This window comes from Streptomyces sp. NPDC102406, from assembly GCF_044765725.1.
Taxonomy (GTDB): Bacteria; Actinomycetota; Actinomycetes; order Streptomycetales; family Streptomycetaceae; genus Streptomyces.
Window position 1 is genome coordinate 1 of the sequence record NZ_JBIWKP010000013.1, and the last position, 18,935, is coordinate 18,935.

The 18,935-nt window shown below is 70.0% G+C and carries 16 protein-coding genes; 2 read left to right on the forward strand and 14 right to left on the reverse strand.

The features are described 5' to 3' along the window. Nucleotides 1-742 precede the first annotated feature (742 nt). The 6 genes from ACIRF8_RS33265 to ACIRF8_RS33290 all read right to left on the reverse strand — a co-directional run bounded on the left by ACIRF8_RS33265 (nt 743) and on the right by ACIRF8_RS33290 (nt 5,607). The gene (locus ACIRF8_RS33265; protein ID WP_404221096.1) at nt 743-1,159 is read right to left on the reverse strand and encodes a hypothetical protein; all 417 of its coding nucleotides are present in this window, start codon (nt 1,157-1,159) and stop codon (nt 743-745) included. A 52-nt stretch (nt 1,160-1,211) separates the two neighbouring features. Further along, nucleotides 1,212-1,898, reverse strand: coding sequence for a replication/maintenance protein RepL (locus ACIRF8_RS33270; RefSeq protein WP_404221099.1), 687 nt, complete (start codon nt 1,896-1,898; stop codon nt 1,212-1,214). Between the two features lie 845 nt (nt 1,899-2,743). Further along, nucleotides 2,744-3,604, reverse strand: coding sequence for an alpha/beta fold hydrolase (locus ACIRF8_RS33275; protein WP_404221101.1), 861 nt, complete (start codon nt 3,602-3,604; stop codon nt 2,744-2,746). Between the two features lie 67 nt (nt 3,605-3,671). Further along, complete coding sequence (locus ACIRF8_RS33280) at nt 3,672-4,910, reverse strand: beta-ketoacyl-[acyl-carrier-protein] synthase family protein (protein WP_404221104.1); 1,239 nt, start codon at nt 4,908-4,910, stop codon at nt 3,672-3,674. Beyond that, nucleotides 4,910-5,128: an acyl carrier protein gene (locus ACIRF8_RS33285; protein WP_404221298.1), complete on the reverse strand. Its 219-nt coding sequence runs from the start codon at nt 5,126-5,128 to the stop codon at nt 4,910-4,912. Before ACIRF8_RS33285 ends, ACIRF8_RS33280 begins: the two co-directional genes overlap by 1 nt. Before the next feature lie 164 nt (nt 5,129-5,292). Beyond that, the gene (locus ACIRF8_RS33290) at nt 5,293-5,607 is read right to left on the reverse strand and encodes a WhiB family transcriptional regulator (RefSeq protein ID WP_404221106.1); all 315 of its coding nucleotides are present in this window, start codon (nt 5,605-5,607) and stop codon (nt 5,293-5,295) included. Between the two features lie 205 nt (nt 5,608-5,812). Between ACIRF8_RS33290 and ACIRF8_RS33295 the strand changes: the two genes are divergently transcribed. Beyond that, nucleotides 5,813-6,772, forward strand: coding sequence for a threonine/serine dehydratase (locus ACIRF8_RS33295; RefSeq protein WP_404221108.1), 960 nt, complete (start codon nt 5,813-5,815; stop codon nt 6,770-6,772). 141 nt (nt 6,773-6,913) lie between these two features. Then, complete coding sequence (locus ACIRF8_RS33300) at nt 6,914-7,099, forward strand: DUF5302 domain-containing protein (RefSeq protein ID WP_404221110.1); 186 nt, start codon at nt 6,914-6,916, stop codon at nt 7,097-7,099. A gap of 105 nt (nt 7,100-7,204) precedes the next feature. Here ACIRF8_RS33300 and ACIRF8_RS33305 read toward each other — a convergent pair whose 3' ends face one another. The 8 genes from ACIRF8_RS33305 to ACIRF8_RS33340 all read right to left on the reverse strand — a co-directional run bounded on the left by ACIRF8_RS33305 (nt 7,205) and on the right by ACIRF8_RS33340 (nt 18,875). After that, a complete protein-coding gene (locus tag ACIRF8_RS33305; RefSeq protein ID WP_404221112.1) occupies nt 7,205-7,993 on the reverse strand; it encodes a SigB/SigF/SigG family RNA polymerase sigma factor in 789 nt (262 codons plus the stop codon). A gap of 144 nt (nt 7,994-8,137) precedes the next feature. After that, the gene (dnaE, locus tag ACIRF8_RS33310) at nt 8,138-11,737 is read right to left on the reverse strand and encodes a DNA polymerase III subunit alpha (protein ID WP_404221115.1); all 3,600 of its coding nucleotides are present in this window, start codon (nt 11,735-11,737) and stop codon (nt 8,138-8,140) included. A gap of 221 nt (nt 11,738-11,958) precedes the next feature. Beyond that, entirely contained in the window at nt 11,959-12,534 is a 576-nt protein-coding gene (locus ACIRF8_RS33315) for a transcriptional regulator (protein WP_404221117.1), read from the reverse strand. Beyond that, nucleotides 12,535-14,154 carry a helix-turn-helix domain-containing protein gene (locus ACIRF8_RS33320; protein WP_404221119.1) on the reverse strand — a complete coding sequence of 540 codons (1,620 nt, stop codon included), beginning with the start codon at nt 14,152-14,154 and terminating at the stop codon, nt 12,535-12,537. Further along, on the reverse strand, nt 14,151-14,396 hold the full coding sequence (locus ACIRF8_RS33325) for a hypothetical protein (protein WP_404221122.1): 246 nt from the start codon (nt 14,394-14,396) through the stop codon (nt 14,151-14,153). The genes ACIRF8_RS33320 and ACIRF8_RS33325 overlap by 4 nt, the downstream gene beginning before the upstream one ends. A gap of 210 nt (nt 14,397-14,606) precedes the next feature. After that, nucleotides 14,607-15,032 carry an XRE family transcriptional regulator gene (locus ACIRF8_RS33330; protein WP_404221124.1) on the reverse strand — a complete coding sequence of 142 codons (426 nt, stop codon included), beginning with the start codon at nt 15,030-15,032 and terminating at the stop codon, nt 14,607-14,609. A 542-nt stretch (nt 15,033-15,574) separates the two neighbouring features. Beyond that, a complete protein-coding gene (locus ACIRF8_RS33335) occupies nt 15,575-16,267 on the reverse strand; it encodes an RES domain-containing protein (protein WP_404221126.1) in 693 nt (230 codons plus the stop codon). Between the two features lie 256 nt (nt 16,268-16,523). Then, nucleotides 16,524-18,875 carry a WD40 repeat domain-containing protein gene (locus ACIRF8_RS33340; RefSeq protein ID WP_404221128.1) on the reverse strand — a complete coding sequence of 784 codons (2,352 nt, stop codon included), beginning with the start codon at nt 18,873-18,875 and terminating at the stop codon, nt 16,524-16,526. Between the last annotated feature and the right edge of the window lie 60 nt (nt 18,876-18,935).

The window sequence follows — 18,935 nt, forward strand, 5'->3', positions numbered from 1 at the left end:
GCGCGCGGTCTGCTCCGCAGACACGACGCGCCGCCACTACGTGGCGGAAAACGGCAACGCTCCGCGTTGCCCACCGGCCGGCTCCGCCGTCCAGTGCCGGGCAGCTCCGCCGCCCGGTGCCGGCCAACTCCGTTGTCCGGGGCTCGAATTGCTCCGCAATTCGGCCTGCAGAAATTCGCTCCGCGAATTCCTCAAGCTAGCTACTGGGAAAGAGGCCCCCTTTGGCTCCCTCCCGATTTGCCTAACTACCCGTCAGATCCCTTGAGACCAGGTCAATTTGATCCGGGCGAAAATAAACCCCGATTTTCCCGATCCCCAAGCTGAGGCCACAGACCCGGCCCGCTGTCCCAGCAAAGACCAGCCCGGCCTGCCTCCCCTGACCCGAGCTTGAATCTCCACCAGAACCGGCTGCGCGACAACCACGGTATGCCAGACTCGCCCAGCGCGCAGCGAACGACATCCACCACAACGCCCACACCAGCGAGCGCTAATCGAAAGTTCAGCCCCTTCAGTCCCTTCTCGCCGAAAAGACCCTGTCTGACCTGCGGTGATTCGCAACGGGCTTTGAGGGGGCTCGGCCCCTGGTGGTCAGCCCCTTCAGTCCCCTCTCGACCGGTCGGGTGGCGCGGGGCTGGGCCCAGACTTCGATCACGCCGCATGGGCTGGGTATAGTGAGCAGTACTTCTTACTCAGGCACATGGGGCCCACCAGATTTCTGGTGGGCCCCATGTTTTTGTGCCTGCTACGCCACCTGCAACTTGGGCCTGCCCTCGGTGGGCGGTGCCACTGTGTACTGCGGCAGCTTGAGGGTGGGAAGGGCGCCGGCCTTCATGTCCACCAGCGCATTGCGGAACGCCTGCTCCATGGCGTCGTGGCTCTCGTACTTGGCGGCGAGGGGATGCAGTCGGTAGCTGTTCCCTTTTCGCTCGCCGCCGTCGGGGCGCAGCACGATGCCCAGGTCGCACAGGGGAGCCAGCAGGGCGCTGATGGCCTGCTGGGTCTTGTCGTGGTACTCCTTCGCCATCTCCCGTTGTTTCACGGGCAGGTGGCCTCCGAACTCGCTGCGGAACAGCAGGTACTGGAGGAACTTGACGGCGCTGCCGGACAGCGGCAGGGCCCAGATCCTCTCGGAGACGATCGGGGACATGACCTCGGCCATCAGGGGCGTCCCTTCAAGTTGATGGGCTGCGAACAACAGTATGGGGCCTGGTTCACCCTGCGCGCTCCTGGGGCGAGAGCTCCTCGTCCTCGAAGTTCATCGTGAGCTGTTCCTGCTGCGGGACCGGTCCGATGTAGTTGCCGAAGGACTGGGGGGTGTCGCCGTGGTCCTTCTGGATGTCGGCGAGGACGTCTTGTTGTGCCGAGCTGTTTCCGTTGAACCAGAGTCGGACGTTCAGCCGGATGGCGCCGTTGCCGTGCCGCTCGAGCCAGCCGTACTCGCACAGCGCTTTGATCGCCCGGGTCACGGTGGAGCGGCTGATTTGGGTTGCGCCCTTGACCCGGCGGGCTTCGACGTTGAGGCCGTTGGTGATTTCCTGCTGGGTGAAGTGGGCGATGCCGGTGCCGCGCATCTGTCCGCCGGCGACGTAGAGGAAGACGCACATCTCGCTCTTGGTCACCTGCTTGGCGATGGCGAGCTGGGCCAAGCGCTGGACGAACCAGTTGCTGGTGATGCTGTATCCGGCGTCGCCGGCCATGTCGTGGACGGTGCGCGGTTCGTGGTCGTACTCGAAGGAGACGCCTTTGAGTTTGCGGCGCCGGCCCTTTTGCTGGTCTTCGACTGTCTCGCCGAGTTGCTGGCCGAGCACGGTCAGGATGTCGCCGAACGCGAGCGCGGACGGTTCGGCGGGCAGGGCGCGCGGACGGTGGTATTCCACCTCCGGCGGATCTGATGTCACGGTTCCTCCTTCTCTCCTCAGGCGCGGCCGACACTACCTCAAAAGACAACTGCCACTTGTGTTTTGGGGTCGAGCCGCACAGGTGTGTCGGTCGCGCTGTGGGTCTGCCGCCGGGACCCTCCGAAGTACAAATGGTGCTTGTGTCTGGAGGCCCTCACCCCTCGTTTTACAAGTGGCGCTTGTCTTCGGGTGTCGAAGGCGGCACATTCGCAGCGCCTTTCGCGCCCTCGCCCTGTTGAGGTGCACCGCTCTGACCTGCGCGTTCACCGAAGGCGGGTCGCACAAGCAGCACTTGTATTTCATGGGCACTTGTCGGCGTCGGAGCACATTTCGCTGGCCCAAATGTGCTGCCACCGACACATCGCAGATCACATTTACGCAGGTCAGAGCCGTGTTTCTGTGCGGGGCCTCTTGTAGTTAAGAGCGTCAGCCGGTTCACGGTTCGGCGCCTGACATCTGAACACCACACCATGGCGCGCAGGGGGTTGACCGCTCTCATCGGTCCCGGGACAGCACAACATCGACTTCCCCGGCCTCAGCCGCCGAAAGCCCGCCACGATGCACCGGCAGCCGACTGACCACCCGTCACGTGTGCCGTCTCAGCCACGCCTGGACATCAGCCACGCTGTTCATGAAGTCCAGCGGTGAGTTGGCCGCCGCGCAGCCCGCGGGCCCCGTCGTGGCACCGCAGGCCCCCGGGGCCGAGGATGTCGCGACCCGTAGGCGTACAAGAGCGCTCGCAGTGAGGGATGGTAAGGGGCGGTGAGCGCTCTGCGAGAGTTCAGCCCCTCCGGTTCCTGCTCGTTCAAGGCGACCCATGTCGACCTGCGTGGGAGCAGGCGGTCCTATCGTGCCGTCACCGTCGCGCCGACGGGCGTCTGGTGGGGTGCCGTGAAGTGGTGCAGGGCCAGGGCTGCCACTTCTGCGGGGCGCTCGACGACCACGAGGTGGTCGGCGGAGTCGATGACGGTGAAGTCGGCGCCCTCGATGGTCTCGGCGAACGAGCACTGGCGCGCGACAGGGGTGAGGGTGTCGTGTGCGCCGCTGAAGACGAGGGTGGGTACGGCGGGTAGGCGGCCCTCGGTGAGGGTGACCTTGGCGTTCAGGGAGCGCTGGAGGCCGAGCAGGGCGTTGGGGTTGCGCAGGTGCTTCAGCAGGGTTCGCCGGATGCATCGGTAGACCAGGTCCCGGTGCAGTACTTGCACGTCGGGGTCCTGGCACAGCATCGCCGCCGCCATCAGGGAGGCGATCTCCTCCACCTGTCCCTGTGCGACGGTCGCGGCGAGTTTGCCGACCAGGAGCTGTTGCTCCGGTGTCGGGCCCGTCGGTACGCCGCCGAGCATGAGACGCGCGATCCGTTCCGGGTGCTTGAGGGCGTACTGGTGGGCGGCGATGGAACCGTAGGAGTAGCCGAGCAGGTTGATCTGTTGGGCGCCCAGGTCGTCCACGGTCTCTTCCACGGCCCGGCACACCTGGTCCGGTGAGATGTGGTCGGCGGAGATTCCTGTGCCGTCGCCGAGATAGTCCAGGGTGATGACGTCCGCCACCTGGTTCAGCTTCTCGTCGACGGGGTGCCAGCCGTACAGGCCCTGGAACACGCCGCCCAGCAGGACGATCGGCGGGGTCTGCGGTGCGGGCCGCCGGAGCCTGCGGTAGACGTACTGGACGCCGTCCACGGTCAGGGGGCGGACCACCTCGTCCGGCATGGATGCTCCTTGTTCTTGGTCGGGTCGGCAGTGGCCGGTCGTCAGGGGTCCGGGGTGTCCGCCCGGTTCAGGTGCGGGTGAGGAGGAGGACGGCGTTGTGTCCGCCGAAGCCGAGCGAGGAGGTCGCCGCGCACTCCAGGTGTGCTCGGCGGGCGGCCTTGGCCACTACTTCCAGGGGCACGCCCGGGTCCTGCCGTGTCAGGTTCGCCGTCGGCGGGATGAGCTGGGCTTCGAGGGTGAGGGCGGTGAGGGCGGCCTCGATGCCGCCCGCCGCTCCCAGGGCGTGGCCGGTCATGGCCTTGGTGGAGGTGAGGAGCGGGGCCTCGCCGAGGACGCGGTGCAGGGCGGCGCTTTCCACCAGGTCGTTCATGACGGTCGATGTGCCATGGGTGTTGACGTGGCCGACGTCCCGCGCGGAGAGGTCGGCGTCGGTCAGCGCGGCGCGCAGGGCCGTCTCGATACCGGTGCCTGACTCGTCGGGGGCGACGCAGGAGAAGGCGTCGTTGGAGGAGCCGTATCCGGCCAGTCGGGCGCGGGGGGTGGCTCCTCGGGCGTGGGCGTGGTCGGGGTGTTCGAGCACCAGCAGTCCGGCTCCTTCGCCGACGACGAAGCCGTCCCGGTCGACGTCGAAGGGCCTGCACGCGGTCGCCGGGTCGTCCACGCGGGTGGAGAGTGCCTTCATCTGGCAGGTGCTGGCGAAGACGAGGCGGGAGGTGAGGGACTCGGCTCCGCCGGCGACCGCGATGTCGCAGCGTCCGGCGCGCAGCCAGCCCAGTGCGGTGCCGATCGCGTCGGTGCCGGAGGCGCAGGCGGTGCTGACGGCCAGGCTGGGGCCGCGTGCGCCGAGGTCTTTGCAGACGCTGCTGGTGGCGTTGTTGGGGACGCTCAGCGGGGCGACTTTCGGGGAGACTCTGCGGGCGCCGCGCTCGGTGAGGACGGTTTGTTGCTCGTCGTAGAAGTTGAGGCCGCCGTGGGCGGAGCCGATGACGACGGCGACGCGGGTGCCGTCCCAGGTCTCGGGGTCGAGTCCGGCGTCGGCGACGGCTTCGCGTGCCGCGATCACGGCGAGCTGGGCGAATCGGTCCATCAGCCGGATGTCCGCGCCGAGGTGTTCGTCGGTGTCCAGGTCCTCGATCGTGTACATGAAGTCGCAGGGGAGGCCCTGGAGGACGGGTGGTCGGCGTACGGCCGAGGGGACGGTGGCGCTCGTGATCTCGTTCCACGTCTGCTTGGTGTCGGTTCCGGCCGCGGTGACCAGGCCGATGCCGGTGATCGCGGCCGCGAAACGGTTCTGTGCCGCCCGCATCACTGCGCCGCTGCCGACTGTCGGGTCACGGCGGCCACGAGTTGTCCCACGGTGTCCCGGGATGTCAGGTGCACGTCTTCCAGGTCGACGTGCAGCTCGTCCTCGATCACCAGCCTCAGCTCCTCCAACGCCAGTGAGTCGATGCGCAGTTGGCACAACGGGACTTCAGGCAGCACGGTGTGTGCGGGGAGTCTGAACATGTCGGTGAGCAGGCCGATGACGCGATCAGCAATGTTCAAAATACCGCTCCTTGCATAGCACATGGTCAACGCCCACGAGACTGAACAACGTTGACGCCGGGCCGGAAGTTACGGCGTGCAGGTCACCGGGATGGTTGTCGGATGGGCAGCTCGCCGTGTGCGGGGCCGGGTGGCCGTTTCGGTCAGGAAGCCGCCGCGTCCCGCTGGGGCGTCGGGCGGCGGGCGTGCTCCGCGCGGGCCGTCTCCAGGAGGAGGCGCCAGGAGGTGACGGTCGGGCGGCGGCGCAGCAGCGCTCGGCGTTCGCGTTCGGTCATGCCGCCCCATACGCCGTGCTCGATGCGCTGGTCGAGCGCGTGGGAGAGGCACTCGGTCCTGACCGCGCAGGCGGAGCAGATCCGCTTGGCGCCGGTCTGGGCGGCGCCCTCGACGAAGAGTTCCTCGGGGTCCGCCGTCCGGCACGCCGCTCGTTCCCACCAGGTGTCCCGGCTGTCAGCCACAGTCCCGCCCCTTGTTTCTCTGGTATCCGAAGGTGATTGGCGGGTGACAGTACGCCACCTACCGGAGTGCGAGCAGCCCATCACCATTGGTTGAACGGGGAGTTACCGGACGGGGCGCGCTCGACATCACCGGCGGCGGCAGGGCACCGTGAGGCGTGGCGGCACGAAGATCGTGTCGCTCGGAACGTGTGAGGAGACGGGTTTGATGATCACTGTCGCGGACGTGGAAGCTGCGGCCGAGCTGATCGCCGGGCATGTCGTACGGACCCCGACGGTGTCGAGTCCCGGGCTGTCCGCGCTGCTGGGTGTGCCGACGACCGTGAAGCTGGAGCTGCTCCAGCGCACCGGCTCGTTCAAGGCGCGGGGCGCGACCGCGAAGCTGCTCACGCTGAGCGAGGCCGAGCGTGCCGCCGGGGTCGTGGCGGTCAGCGGCGGCAACCACGGCATCGCGCTGGCGGTGATGGCCGGAGCGCTGGACATCAAGGCGACCGTCGTGATGCCGCGCTCCGCTCCCGCCCGCGCCGTGGAGATCGCCGGGGCCGCCGGGGCGAGTGTCCAGGTCACCGACTCCATGGACGAGGCGTTCGCTCTCGCCGACGAGTTGGGCGGCCAGGGGCTCACGCTGGTCCACCCCTTCGACGACCCGGTCGTGATCGCCGGCCAGGGCACGGTCGGTCTGGAGTTCGCGGGGGACGCCGGGGAGCTCACCGACGTACTCGTCAGCATCGGCGGCGGCGGGCTGATAGCCGGTGTCGCCACCGCGCTGCGCGCCCGCCGTCCTGGGGTACGGGTCTGGGGTGTGGAGACCGAGGGCGCCCTGGCCATGTCGGCGGCGCTCGCCGCTCGGGGGCCGGTGCCGGTCGAGCTGTCCTCGATCGTCTCGACGCTGAGCGCGCCGAGCGCCTCGCAGCTCACCTACGAGCATGTCGCGGCGCTCGTCACCGACGTGCTCACGGTCACCGACGCCGAGGCCGTGCGGGGCGTCCTCGACCTGGCCGACCATGCGAAGGTCTGGGCCGAGCCCGCCGCCGGGTGCCTGCTGCCCGCCGCGCGCCAGGTGGTCGAGCGGGTCGGGGAGGAGGCGCGGATCGGCCTGGTCGTCTGCGGCGGCAACGCGAGCACCGCCGATGTGGCTCTGTGGGCCGAGCGTTTCGGGTTGCGCTGAGACAGGCGCTGGTCAGCGACCGAAGCGACCGAGAACGGAGATCGCGCCGACGACGTAGCCTGGGGGCGGGTCTTCATGACCGGCGTCCGCACGGCTTCCCGTGAGAGCCGCCAGGATTTTCCCTACGGCAAGGAGGACCACATGAGCGAAGTCCCGAAGGAAGAACGCCCCGAGGACGACATGCGCGCCAAGTTCAAGGAGGCTCTGGAGCGCAAGTCCCAGACCGCGCAGGCCCAGCAGGCGCACGAGGAGGGGCGGGGCAAGGTCAAGAGCATGAGTGGCCCCGCGGGCGGTCGCAAGCGCGATTTCCGCCGCAAGACGGGCTGAGTACCGGGCTTGTGAGAGCGCCGGGGCCGCGACATCCCGCCATGGAGTGTCGCGGCCCTTTCCTTTTTGTGTGTTCCGGGCGCGGGCGGGTGCAAAGGCAGGCGCTCAGGCGGCGAGGCGGCGGACCTCGGCGCAGCTTCGGGTGATGAGGCGGGAGACGTGCATCTGGGACAGGCCGACTTTCTCCGCTATCCGGGTCTGTGTCATGTCTTCGAAGAAGCGCAGGTAGAGGATGCGGCGTTCGCGTTCGGGGAGGTTGCTCAGGCCTTCTTTGACGGCTTCGCGGCGGGCGACGAGGTCGTAGCGGGGGTCGTTGGCGCCGAGGGAGTCGGCGAAAGTGAATGTCTCGTCGGCCGTGCCCGCCTGGGCGTCGAGGGACAGGGCGGTGTAGCTCTCCAGTGCTTCCAGCCCGTCCAGCACCTCGTCCCTGGTCAGGCCCGTGTGGGTGCAGAGGTCGGCGAGGCTGGGCTCGCCGCCCGGGTGGCCGGGCCGGTCCAGGAGTTCGCGGCGGGCGGCGCGGACCTTGTTGCGCAGGTTCTGTATGCGGCGGGGCACCCGGACGTCCCAGGCGTGGTCGCGGAAGTGGCGTCGTAGTTCGCCGGTGATGGTGGGCACGGCGTACGCGGCGAAGGGGCCGCGGTCGGGGCGGTAGCGGTGGACGGCTTTGACCAGGCCCATGGCGGCGACCTGCCTGAGGTCCTCCAGGTCCTCGCCCTTGTTGCGGTACCGGGTCGCCAGGCGGTGTGCCATCGGCAGCCAGGCGGTGACCAGTTCCTCGCACAGCGCGTCGCGTTCGGGGCCCGGGGGGCATGTGGCCAGGCGCTGGAAGGCCTGTGTGGTGTCCGGGGCGTCGTGGTGCCGTGCGGTCGGGGGGTTGTCCACTGGGGTGGCCATGGGGCTCTGCTCTCCTTCACCCATCCATCCGGCTCCCGCGGTCCCGGAGCCCTTTCTGCCCTACGGTCTGCCCCCGGACACGTAGGGCTGTATCGGGACTTTGGTCCTTTGATGATGCATATGCCGGATTTACGGGCGCTCCGGCTACGCCACGCCCCGCCAGGCGTCGGGGCCGAACGTGCCCTTGATGTCGGAGGCGATGGTGGCGGCGTTCACCAGGGAGGGGAGCTGGTAGACGGTGGTCCTGCGGGGGCCGCGCACCGCCACGTGGACCGGGTTCTGGCCGGGGTGAGCACCCATGATGCGCTTGAGTTCGTGGATGAACCGCTCGGTGATCCGGTGGTAGGGCAGGTGGAGGCGGACCGGGGCGGCGCCCTCGCGTTCGGCGGAGCTCACGTCGAGGACCTGGAGTTCCTGGCCGAAGACGCTGAGGGCTCCGTCGCGGTCGTTGATACGTCCCTGGACGGTGATGACGCTGTCCTCGACGAGGGCGGCGGCGACGAGCTGGTAGGTGGCGGGGAAGAAGAGGACCTCGATGGTTCCGTCGCGGTCGGCGAGGTCGACGATGGCCCAGGCGTTGCCCTGCTTGGTCATCTTCGGCTGGACGCTGGTGATCAGGCCGGAGAGGCGGACCATGCCCTCGGTGCGACCGGAGGCCAGCAGGTCCACGATCGTGGTGTCGCGGTGGCCCGAGAGGATGTGCTCGGTGCCGTCCAGGGGGTGCGCGGAGACGTACATGCCGAGCATCTCCCGTTCGGTGGCGAGGAGTTGCTTGCGGGGCCACTCGTCGTCGCTGATCGGCACGTCCAGGCTGAACCCCGCCTCACCGTCGCCCGCGCCGCCGCCGAGCCCGGCGAAGAGGTCGTCCTGACCGTACGCGGCGGCCTTCTTCAGCGGGACGACCGCGTCGATGGCGCTCTCGTGGGCGGCGGACAGGCCCTTGCGGGTGTGGCCGAGGGAGTCGAAGGCGCCGGACTTGATGAGGGACTCCACGGCCCGCTTGTTCAGCGCGGGCAGGTCGACCTTGTCGAGGAAGTCGGTGAAGGAGGTGTACTTCCCCGCCGCCTTGCGGGCGGCGATGACCGACTCGATGACGTTGTCGCCGACGTTGCGCACGGACAGCAGGCCGAAGCGGACGTCGTCGCCGACGGCCGCGAACTCGGCCAGCGACTCGTTCACGTCCGGCGCGAGGACGGTCACGCCGAGCTTGCGGGCGTCGGCGAGGTAGATGCCCGCCTTGTCCTTGTCGTCGCCCACCGAGGTGAGCAGGGCCGCCATGTACTCGGCCGGGTAGTTGGCCTTGAGGTAGGCGGTCCAGTAGGAGACGAGGCCGTAGCCGGCGGTGTGGGACTTGTTGAAGGCGTAGCCGGAGAAGGGGAGCATGACGTCCCAGATGGCCTTGATGGCCTCTTCCGAGTAGCCGTTGGTCTCCATGCCGTCGTGGAACTTCTGCCACTCGGCGGCAAGGACCTCGGGCTTCTTCTTGCCCATCGCGCGGCGCAGCATGTCGGCGCCGCCGAGGGTGTACCCGGCGAGGGTGCGGGCGATGGCCATGATCTGCTCCTGGAAGATGAGCAGGTGGTGGGTGGAGCCGAGGATCGGGTCGAGGACTTCCCTGAGCTCGGGATGAATCGGGTCCGGGTTCTGCTTGCCGTTCTGGCGCAGCGCGTAGTTGGTGTGCGCGTTGGCGGCCATCGGGCCCGGCCGGTACAGGGCGAGGGCGGCGGCGATGTCCTCGAAGCGGGAGGGTTCCATCAGCTTCAGCAGGGCGCGCATGCCGCCGCCGTCGAGCTGGAAGACGCCGAACGTGTCGCCGCGGCCGAGGAGTTCGAAGGTCTTCTTGTCGTCGAGGGGGATGACGGTGACACTGTCGTCGCCGGTGCCCGGGTCGACGGTGGCCAGGCTGACGCCCCGGTTCTCGCGGATGTTGGTCAGCGCGTGGTCGATGACGCCCAGGTTGCGCAGGCCCAGGAAGTCCATCTTGACCAGCCCCATGTTCTCGCAACTGGGGTAGTCGAAGCCGGTGATCTTGACGCCGTCCTTGGCGCGCATGTGCAGCGGAATGCGCTCGGTCAGCTTCGTCTTGGACAGGATCACCGCGGCGGCGTGCACACCGGTGCCGCGGGTCAGTCCCTCGACGCCCTTGGCGGTGTCGATGACCTTGCGCACGTCGGGCTCGTTCTCGTACATCTGCCGGATCTCGCCGGCCTCGCCGTAGCGCGGGTGGGCGGAGTCGAAGATGCCGTCGAGCGGGATCGACTTGCCCATGATGTCCGGCGGCAGCGCCTTGGTGATGCGCTCCCCGTGCTGGAAGGGGTAGCCGAGGATGCGGGAGCTGTCCTTGATCGCGTTCTTGGCCTTGATCTTGCCGAACGTGTTGACCATCGCGGTGTACTCGTCGCCGTACTTCTCGGTGACGTAGCGGACCATGGCGTCGCGCCTGCGGTCGTCGAAGTCGAGGTCGACGTCGGGCGGGTTGATGCGCTCGGGGTTGAGGAACCGCTCGAAGAGCAGCCCGTGCTCCAGGGGGCACAGTTCGGTGATGCGGGTCGCGTACGCCACGATGGAACCGGTGGCCGAACCACGCCCGGGGCCGACGGGGATGCCGTTCTCGCGGGCGTGGCGGCAGATGTCGGCGACCACGAGGAAGTACGAGGAGAAGCCCATCGGGCCGATGACCGTCATCTCGGTCTCGAAGCGTTCCATGACCTCGGCCGGGAGCGGGGAGCCGTAGCGCATGGCGAGGCCCTCCAGGCACTCCTTGCGCAGCCAGGACTCCTGCGTCTCGCCCTCCGGCACGTCCGGGTACTGCGGCATCTCGTCGACGTGTCCGAAGACGCTGTCGTACGAGCCGACGCGCTCGGCGATCAGGAGGGTGTTGTCGCAGGCCGCGGGCAGTTCGGCGAAGAGTTCGCGCATCTCGGCGGCGGTCTTCAGGTAGTAGTCGCTGCCGTTGAAGCGGAACCGCTTCTCGTCCGCCTTGTTCTTGCCGACGCCGATGCACAGCAGGTTGTCGTGCGCGTCGGCCTGGTCCTCGTGGACGTAGTGCGCGTCGTTGGTGGCGAGGAGGGGGAGGTTCAGGTCCCTGGCGAGGCGCAGCAGGCCCTCGCGGACGTCGCGTTCGATGGACAGGCCGTGGTCCATCAGCTCCAGGAAGTAGGAGTCCTTGCCGAAGATGTCCTGGTAGGCGGCGGCGACCTCGCGGGCCTCGTCGTACTGGTTGAGGCGCAGCCGCGTCTGGACCGCGCCGGAGGGGCAGCCGGTCGTGGCGATGATGCCTGAAGCGTGCTCGCTGATCAGCTCCCGGTCCATCCGCGGCTTACCGGCCGGGAACTGGCCGGTGTAGCTGGCCTCGGTCGACAGGGAGAACAGGTTCTTCAATCCCTGGACGTTCTCCGCCCACATCGTCATGTGCGTGAACCGGCCGCCGCCGGAGACGTCCTTGGAGCCCTCGCCGTCGTCCGACATGGCCCGCTGGCCGCCGGGGCCCCAGAACTCCTGCTTGCGGTTGCGGCGCGAGGACGGGGCGACGTACGCCTCGATGCCGATGATGGGCTTGACGCCGTCGAAGCCCTTGCTCACCGTGTGGAACTCGTACGCACCGAACATGTTGCCGTGGTCGCTCATGGCGACGGCGGGCATGCCCTGACGCTCGACCTCGGCGAACATCGGCTTGAGCTTCTGCGCGCCGTCGAGCATGGAGTATTCGGTGTGATTGTGCAGGTGAACAAAGGAATTCGGCACAGGCCGGGCACCTCCGCGGGGTCGTGGTGCGAGCAGTACGAGGCTGCACCCTAACCCCCGGACGATGATCGGATCCGGCCCGCGGACGGCCCCCGGACCGTGCTTTCCCGGCGTGGCCCGGGTGACCTCGGGGTCTCACGCGGCGAAGTCGGCGCGCTCTTCGGCGTGGCGTCGTGTCGGGTGTCGTGGCGGGTGTCGCGGGCGGGTTCGAGGTCGGGCTCTCAGGCCGCGAAGCCGATGTTCGTGACGTACTCGTACTCGCCCCACTGCGAGCCGAGATCGACGACGACATCGTTGATCCACACGTCGTCCAGGGTCGCGCCGTCGTCCGCCGCCCACGCCGCGACGATGCGGTCCCAGCGGCGGACGTTGAGGGTGCGGTAGTCGACGACGCGCTGGAGCGGGCGGGGCACCTGGGACTGGTTGAGGGGATGGAACTCGACCCGGGTCCCCCGCCCCTGGCGATTGAGGCGGGCCAGCAGGTGGCGGGAGACGTTGGCGCGGCGCACCGTGCGGTAGGCGGCGTCGATGCGTTCCAGATTCCTCTTCGTCGGCGACCGGCGTCCTTCGAGCCACGCCTTCAGGGTCCGGTCGGTGACGGTGAGCCCGGCCTGGCGGGCGGCGGCCTTCGCGTGGTCGGTACGGGTCAGGTAGTGCAGGCGGGCCAGCAGGCCGCGGCGCTGGGTGACGGGGGTCGCGATGAAGCCGGCGAGCCGGTCGAGCTGACGGGCCACGGCCTCGTGCCCCTTGATGCCCTGGGCACCGAACTTGCCGAACTCCCTGTTCCTCTGCGGCACTTACTCGCCCTCCGGATCGTTCGGCTCGTCGTCGTGGGCGGTTCCGGCGGTGTAGACGTCCTTGACCTTCACCTCGGTGACGCCGCGTCCCTCGGGGAAGACCCGGCGCCAGTCGCCGATGAGGTGGAGTTCGTCGGTGCCCATCGCGCGGACGACGGTGAGCCCCTCCTCGTACGCCTTGAGCGCCTTCATCCAGAGGTTGGCGAACGCCTGGGAGCGGATGAGGTGCATCCAGTCCGGGCGGTACAGCTCCCGGTTGTAGTTCGACTCCCCCATCGTGGAGACGAACTTGGAGTACATCGCCTTCACGTACTCCAGAGTGACGTCGTCCTCCTCGGCGAGGGCGGTGTCGCGGGCGTCCTTGAGCGCGATCCGGAACTTCTCCAGCAGGTTCTCGGTCGCGCCCGAGGTGTACGACTCGTGGATCTCGGGCGGGTCGCACAGGGCGTGTTTCGGCCCCGAGACGCGTTGCAGGAGGCGGAGGGTGGGTTCGGTGACCCACAGCGGGCCCGGCTCGTCGCGCTGCCCGAGCGGGTTGGGCAGGACGTCGTCGTGGACCCAGGGCGCCGGGGTGATCAGGTGGACGCCGGCGCGCCGCCGGTCGTGGTCGAAGCCGGTGGAGTGCTCCAACTGGCCGATGGGGAGATGGGTCTTCAGGGCCGACAGGTAGGCGCCGTTGATGTCGAGGGCGGTCACCTCGTGCTCGCCGGGCGGCAGCGTCGGCCGGGTCCATTTGGGCCGGGCCTCCCAGATCTGGTCGGCGCCGCGAGACGTCTGCTTCTTCAGGATGTCCGGCATCCACGGGTGCGCGATCACGTCGTACCTGGCGCCCTTGCGGGTCTCGTCCAGCAACGCCATCGCGTCCGGGATCGCCCGCTTGACCAGCGCGGCCGTCGCCGCCTCCACATCGCCCTCGTGGGCGGCGAGCGCGGCCTGGACGGCCTGCCCGATGAGGTCACCCGGCTCGTTCGAGGGCTGGAAGGCGCGCCGCGTCGGCGGCTTGGACGTGTCGCGTGTCTTTCGCTTCGGCGGCTGCGCAGGGGGGGCCGGGGCGGCGGGCGTCGGCGCCGGGGGCGTGGGGGTCCGGCCGCAGTCCGCCGGGTCGAGGTGCTGGGTGAAACCGGCCACGCGCTGCGCCGCCGGCTGCCCGCACAGGACGCAGGGTTCGGGCACGGCCAGCGCCTCGACGTCGTCGGTGGCGTCGGTGGCTTCGGTGGCTTCGGTGGCGTCGGTGCTGCCAGTGCCGTCGACGGCCTGGGGGGCGGCCGGTGCGGGCTGCTGGGTGGCGGGCTCCGGCTCGCCGGATTCCGCGGCGGGCGCCTGCTCGCCGGTGGTCGCCCCGGTCGTCCCGGTCGTCCCTACGAGTTTGGCGGCCAGGCCGTCCAGGAAGTACGCGTACTTCTTGCGGACCTCGCCCACCGGGTCGCGGCCCGTCTCCCAGCCGGTGAGCGTGGACGGACTCACGCCGAGCGCCCGCGCCACCTGGGCCTTCGAAAGGCGGGCCTGTTCGCGCAGGTCACGACGGACGTCGGGGGCGGGCAGCGCGGCTTCGGGGGCGACCGAGTCGAGCAGCGAGTCGATGGCGCCGAAATCGCCGGCAGCGCTGTCGGGGGCACTCATGAACCGGTCGCCTTTCGCTTGGCCCGGCGACGCTCCGCCAGGGCCGGGGTGACAGTCTCCTTCACCCGCTGCTCACCCCACCCGGTAAGACGCGCGGCGCGTCCGATTCGGCCGTGGGCGGGGCGGCCGGTCACCGGGTCCCGGGACAGGAAGCCGCGCAGGGCCTCGGCGACCCGTTCCTCGGCCGCCCGCAAGGCGGCCACCGCGTCGGCGAGTTCCCGCTCGTCGTCCCTGTCCGTCACGCCCGCATTGTCGAAAGTTCCCGGACCGAAGTCAATTCGTGGACGGTCAGCGAAATGTGGTGTCGGAGCGGTCGCGGGGCGCACAGCGAACAGCCGTCCCCGCGACCCGGGAAGGGGTGGCGAGGACGGCTGTCGTACGAGCGTGGCGCTGTGCGCTGTTCACGGTGCGCTGTTCAAGGTGCGCTGTTCACTATCGTGTTCCGTGCGTGGTCAGGACTCGGCGGGGACGGGCGCCTGTGCGCTCTCCGTCGCCTCCACGTAGGCACGGGCCGCGACCATGACGTCGCGGGCGCGGTCGTCGGCGATACACATGGCCGGGGCCATGTCCTCCAGTTGCGGGTTCATGCCGATCATCCAGGCACGGGCGGTGTACACGGACTCCGCGGCCTGGATCAGATGGAAGATCTGGATGGCGTCGATCAGTCGGGCCTCGGCCTCCGGCCTGGGCCTGCTGGTGCCGGCGGCCCACCGGCCCACCTGCTTGGCATCGCTGATACCGGCCATCCGCGCGGTGAGCCGCTGCCCGAGGTTGTCCTGGAGAAAACGCGCGATGTCGGCGATGGGCGTGCTGACGGCGGCGCTGTGGGCCTTCAGGGCGGCGGAAGCGCTACGGGGCTTGGTCTGGGTCGCGGGCATGACGGTCTCCCTCGCTGACCCGGCGAGCGTCACCTGGCGAACCAGGGGGTGAGCGCGCGGCGGGCGACAAGTGGTAAGGCTCGTCGGCGCGGCGCCTTGGCGGCGGTGCGGGCCGGCGAGATGAGAACGCTTCGGGAAGGCGTGCGTACCCGCGGGGAAGCGTGACCGCTGCGGGGCTCGGTACGGCCGCTCGTACGGTTTTCTTCGGCAGGGGTGGAGGGCTGCGCGCGGTGCGCGGGCAGCACGGCCGGTCGCTGGGTCCGATGCGATGACCACTGCCGGTACTGCTTCATGACGCCCTCCCTCCTAGGTCTGTAACCAAAAGCGTACCCACTGTGGTAGGTCAACTCCACCTGTTGGCGTCGACTTTGAGGAAGGGTCATATGCCACACTAGGTGATCAACTAGCTGGTCATAGCGGCCCTCACCTGCTGGTTCTCGGGGTATTCGAGGGTTTTCGGCCACGCGCCCCCTCACCGCATTTGGCTGCTTTCCATCGATTGGCAGACCCCTTTTAGGGTGGGATTCAGGTGTGTTCGAGGGTCAGAACATCTGGAGGCCGTACTCGTGGGCGACCGTGCGCAGCGGTTCCGACTCGGGGAAGACGTAGGTGGATTCGAGGCGTTCCACGGTGGTGTTGTCGAAGACCGCCCAGCACTGGCGCATGCCGAAGCGGGACTTGTACGCGATGCCGTGGATGCTCGGGGCCCCCTGGGGGGTGCGCTGGGCGTGGGCCCAGCGGGCGATGGCCCGGGTCAGGCGGCGGTGGTAGCCCTGGGTGTGTTCGCGGGTGAGTTCGGAGCGGGTGACGCCGAGCTCCGGCAACCGCGGTTCCAGCAGGGCCGTGAGCGCTTTGAGGGTGGCGTCGTCGTCGACGTCGAGGAAGCGGCTCTCCTTGGCGGGTTCTAATCGCAGCAGCGTGTGCTTGGCGCTCCAGTCGCGGACCATCTTCCCCGGCCCCACGAAGTACGGCTCGTGCCAGTCGAGGTCGACGAGTTCGCGCATGTCGGGGTGGACGCGGAACGGAGCCAGCGCCTCGGCGAAGCAGCCGTCCTGCTGGGAGGCGCAGTAGAGGGTGCCGTAGGTGCTGGCGCTCCAGGCGTTGCCCGCGGTGCTGTTCTCGTCCGCGGGGGCGAGGGTGTCGTAGCTGAGCGGGTCAGGGGTCTTTCCCAGTCGCCATACGCCCTCGGCGGGGGCCGGTATCAGTCTGACGTCGGCTGCTGGGGTGGGGGTCATGGGTTTCGCGGCTCCGGTCGTCGTCCGTTCAGGCCCTCTGAACGGGGCGGCCCGCCGGCTCCGAACCCGGGCGGGCTTGGGGTGGTCTGCTGCGCCGCGTGCCCTGGACAGGGGCAGGACAGCGGCCAATTGATCAATTGTGGTGCCCGCGCGCCCGGGACGCGAGTCACTTGCGAGACATCCCGGGGGCGCACGAGGCATTCCGGGGGGCGCATAGGCCGTGAGCATGTGCGGAGCGGGCTTCGAAGACAGGCTTTCAGCGGGCCAGGGCCGGGTGGGTGAGGTCCAGGGTGGTCAGGGCTGTTCCGGCGTGGCCGGCCAGGGCCAGGTCGACGGTGGCGGTGCCGGGGTGGGGTGTGGTGTCCAGCCAGGTCAGGGGGGTCGCCGTCGCCACGGTGAGCAGGGGCCGCGAGGTGGCCGCGTCCCACAGTTGGACGATGCCGTCGCGGGAGGCGCTGACGACGTAGGTGCGGTGTTCGGCGGTGAAGGTGGCCACGGCGTGGACGGGGGCGTGATGGCCGGTCAGGCGCGGGCCGATGGGCTGGGTGGTGGCCAGGTCCCACAGCCGGACGTCGGCCTGGTCGCCCGCGGTGACGAGGAACGGCGGGAGGCCGTCGGCGGGGTCGGTGTTGAGGGCGAGCGCGTGGATGATGCCCTGGTCGCAGCGGATCTCGTCGACGCTGCCGTCGGGTGTCCCGGGGTCCCACAGGCGGACGACGCTCTCGGTGCCCGCGGTGGCGAGCCACGGGCGGCCCTCGTCCGTGCAGGCCGCGGCGAGCGCCTTGACGCTCATCGTGTGGCCGTTCCAGGTGCGCAGCAGGCTGGCGGTGTGCAGGTCCCACAGCCGGATGCGGTAGTCGTCGGAGGCCGTCAGCAGCAGGGCGAGGGCGCCGTCCGCGCTCGTGCAGGCGGCGAGGTGGCGGGTGGGGGCGCCGCAGTCGAGAGGGGGCAGGGGCGGGGTGCCGGGCGCCGCCGGGTCCCAGCCGCGGACGGTGCCGGTGGTGTCGGCGCACAGCAGCAGGTGCTGGGTGGCGCGGCGGGCCCAGGCCACGGCGAGCACGGGTTCGGGGCCGGTGAGCGCGGTGGTCACCTGGCCGGTGCGGGTGGCGGTGAGGCGTACGGCCGTGTCGTGGGCGGTCGCGATGAGCGGGCCGCTGTCGCTGTGCCACAGCGCGGTGCCGGCCGCGCGGCGGGGGGCGGGGGTGTGACCCGCGCTGAGGGCGCGTTCGATGTCGGCCGCGGTCCACAGGCGCAGCGTGGCGTCGGTGGCTCCGGACAGGAGCGCGCCGGGGCGGTCCGGGTTCTCGGGGAGGGCGGTGAGCGCGGTGACGGTGTCGGTGTGGCCGCGCAGTTCGGCGGTGGTGCCGGTGGCGGGCTCCCACAGGGTGACGGTGCGTCCGCGGGCGGCGGCGAGGACGGTGTTCTCGTCGTCCAGGGCGAGCCGGCACAGATCCTTGACGGGTTCTCCGTGGCCGGGCGCGGTGGCGGGCAGCCGTCCTTCGCCGACGGACCAGGAGGTGATGCTGCCGTCGGCGTGCCCGCAGTGGAAGAGTCCGGGTTCCATGTCGGCGGCCACGGCGCGGACGGGAGCGGGCAGGGGGTGCACGGCGCGGACGGTGCCGTCGAGGCGGTGCACCGTGAGGTCCTTGGCGGTGTGGACGAGGACGCGTTCGCCGTCGGTGTCGATGAGCGTGGCCAGGGCACCGCGCAGCACGCGGGGCGCGGTGGCGACCGTGCGCGGAGGCGCGGGGTCGGCCCAGCCGGACAGTTCGCTGCGCCCGTTGACCGACCAGACGGTGAGGTCGCCCCGGTCGTCGAAGCAGCACAGGGCGTCGTCGAACCAGGTGGCGTCGGTGTGGCAGCCGAGCGAGGCGTGCCGGTGCGCGTCCCACAGCCGCAGGGTGCCGTCGGTGCCGGCGGTGACGAGGTACTGGCGGAGGTCAGGTCCCGGCGGGCTGACGTACAGGGCGCGGATCTCGCCGGTGTGCGCGGCGAGCGGGGCGCCGGCCGGGCGGGCGGTGGCGGCGTCGAGGAATTCCAGGGTGCCGGTGGTGGTGGCGACGGCGACCTGGAGGCCGCGGCGGGGGTGGTGCAGGGTGAGCAGGCGGCTGGGCGGGGCGGGGAGGGTGGCCCAGATGTTCGCGGACAGGCGCCAGTTGGCGAAGTGGACGGTGAGGGGGCTGTCGGCGGGCGGCGCGGCCTCGGGCGGCATCCGGGTGCGTGGGGTGTCCGGGTAGGTGAGGGCGGTGTGGGCGAGGTGGAGGCTGGCCATCCGGGACGGCAGGGACGCCTCGCGCAGGTAGGGCTCTATGGCGGACCAGGCGGTCAGCCAGTGCCGGGGGCCTGCGGCCGGGGTGTCGTGGAGCAGCGCGCGGATGCCGCCGCCGGTGTCCCAGGCGAGGGCCTGCGGCGGGACGCGTGCGTCGTCGAGGACGTGCCCGAGCGCGGCGTGCCGGGCGAGGTGGCGGCGGGCGTAGGGCGGGGGCGGCTGGTCGGGGTCGGTGCTCAGGGCGGCGAGCCGCTCGGTGATCCGCGCGTGGACGGCGGCCTCGCTGTTGCCGTCGTCCTCCCGTTCGGGTCCGCGTGCGGTGTCGGGCCGGCGGGTCACGGGGTGCGCTCCGGGTGGTGGGGCGAGCCGGGCGCCGGGCGGCCGTCGGTCGGGGCGGGC

Bases quoted from the DNA above. Each gene is read 5' to 3' on its own strand.
- ACIRF8_RS33275 (WP_404221101.1), bottom strand. From the start codon at position 3,604: ATGCCGGACGAGGTGGTCCGCCCCCTGACCGTGGACGGCGTCCAGTAC.
- ACIRF8_RS33335 (WP_404221126.1), bottom strand. From the start codon at position 16,267: ATGACCCCCACCCCAGCAGCCGACGTCAGACTGATACCGGCCCCCGCC.
- ACIRF8_RS33295 (WP_404221108.1), top strand. From the start codon at position 5,813: ATGATCACTGTCGCGGACGTGGAAGCTGCGGCCGAGCTGATCGCCGGG.
- ACIRF8_RS33265 (WP_404221096.1), bottom strand. From the start codon at position 1,159: ATGGCCGAGGTCATGTCCCCGATCGTCTCCGAGAGGATCTGGGCCCTG.
- ACIRF8_RS33305 (WP_404221112.1), bottom strand. From the start codon at position 7,993: ATGGCCACCCCAGTGGACAACCCCCCGACCGCACGGCACCACGACGCC.
- ACIRF8_RS33330 (WP_404221124.1), bottom strand. From the start codon at position 15,032: ATGCCCGCGACCCAGACCAAGCCCCGTAGCGCTTCCGCCGCCCTGAAG.
- ACIRF8_RS33300 (WP_404221110.1), top strand. From the start codon at position 6,914: ATGAGCGAAGTCCCGAAGGAAGAACGCCCCGAGGACGACATGCGCGCC.
- ACIRF8_RS33320 (WP_404221119.1), bottom strand. From the start codon at position 14,154: ATGAGTGCCCCCGACAGCGCTGCCGGCGATTTCGGCGCCATCGACTCG.
- ACIRF8_RS33280 (WP_404221104.1), bottom strand. From the start codon at position 4,910: ATGCGGGCGGCACAGAACCGTTTCGCGGCCGCGATCACCGGCATCGGC.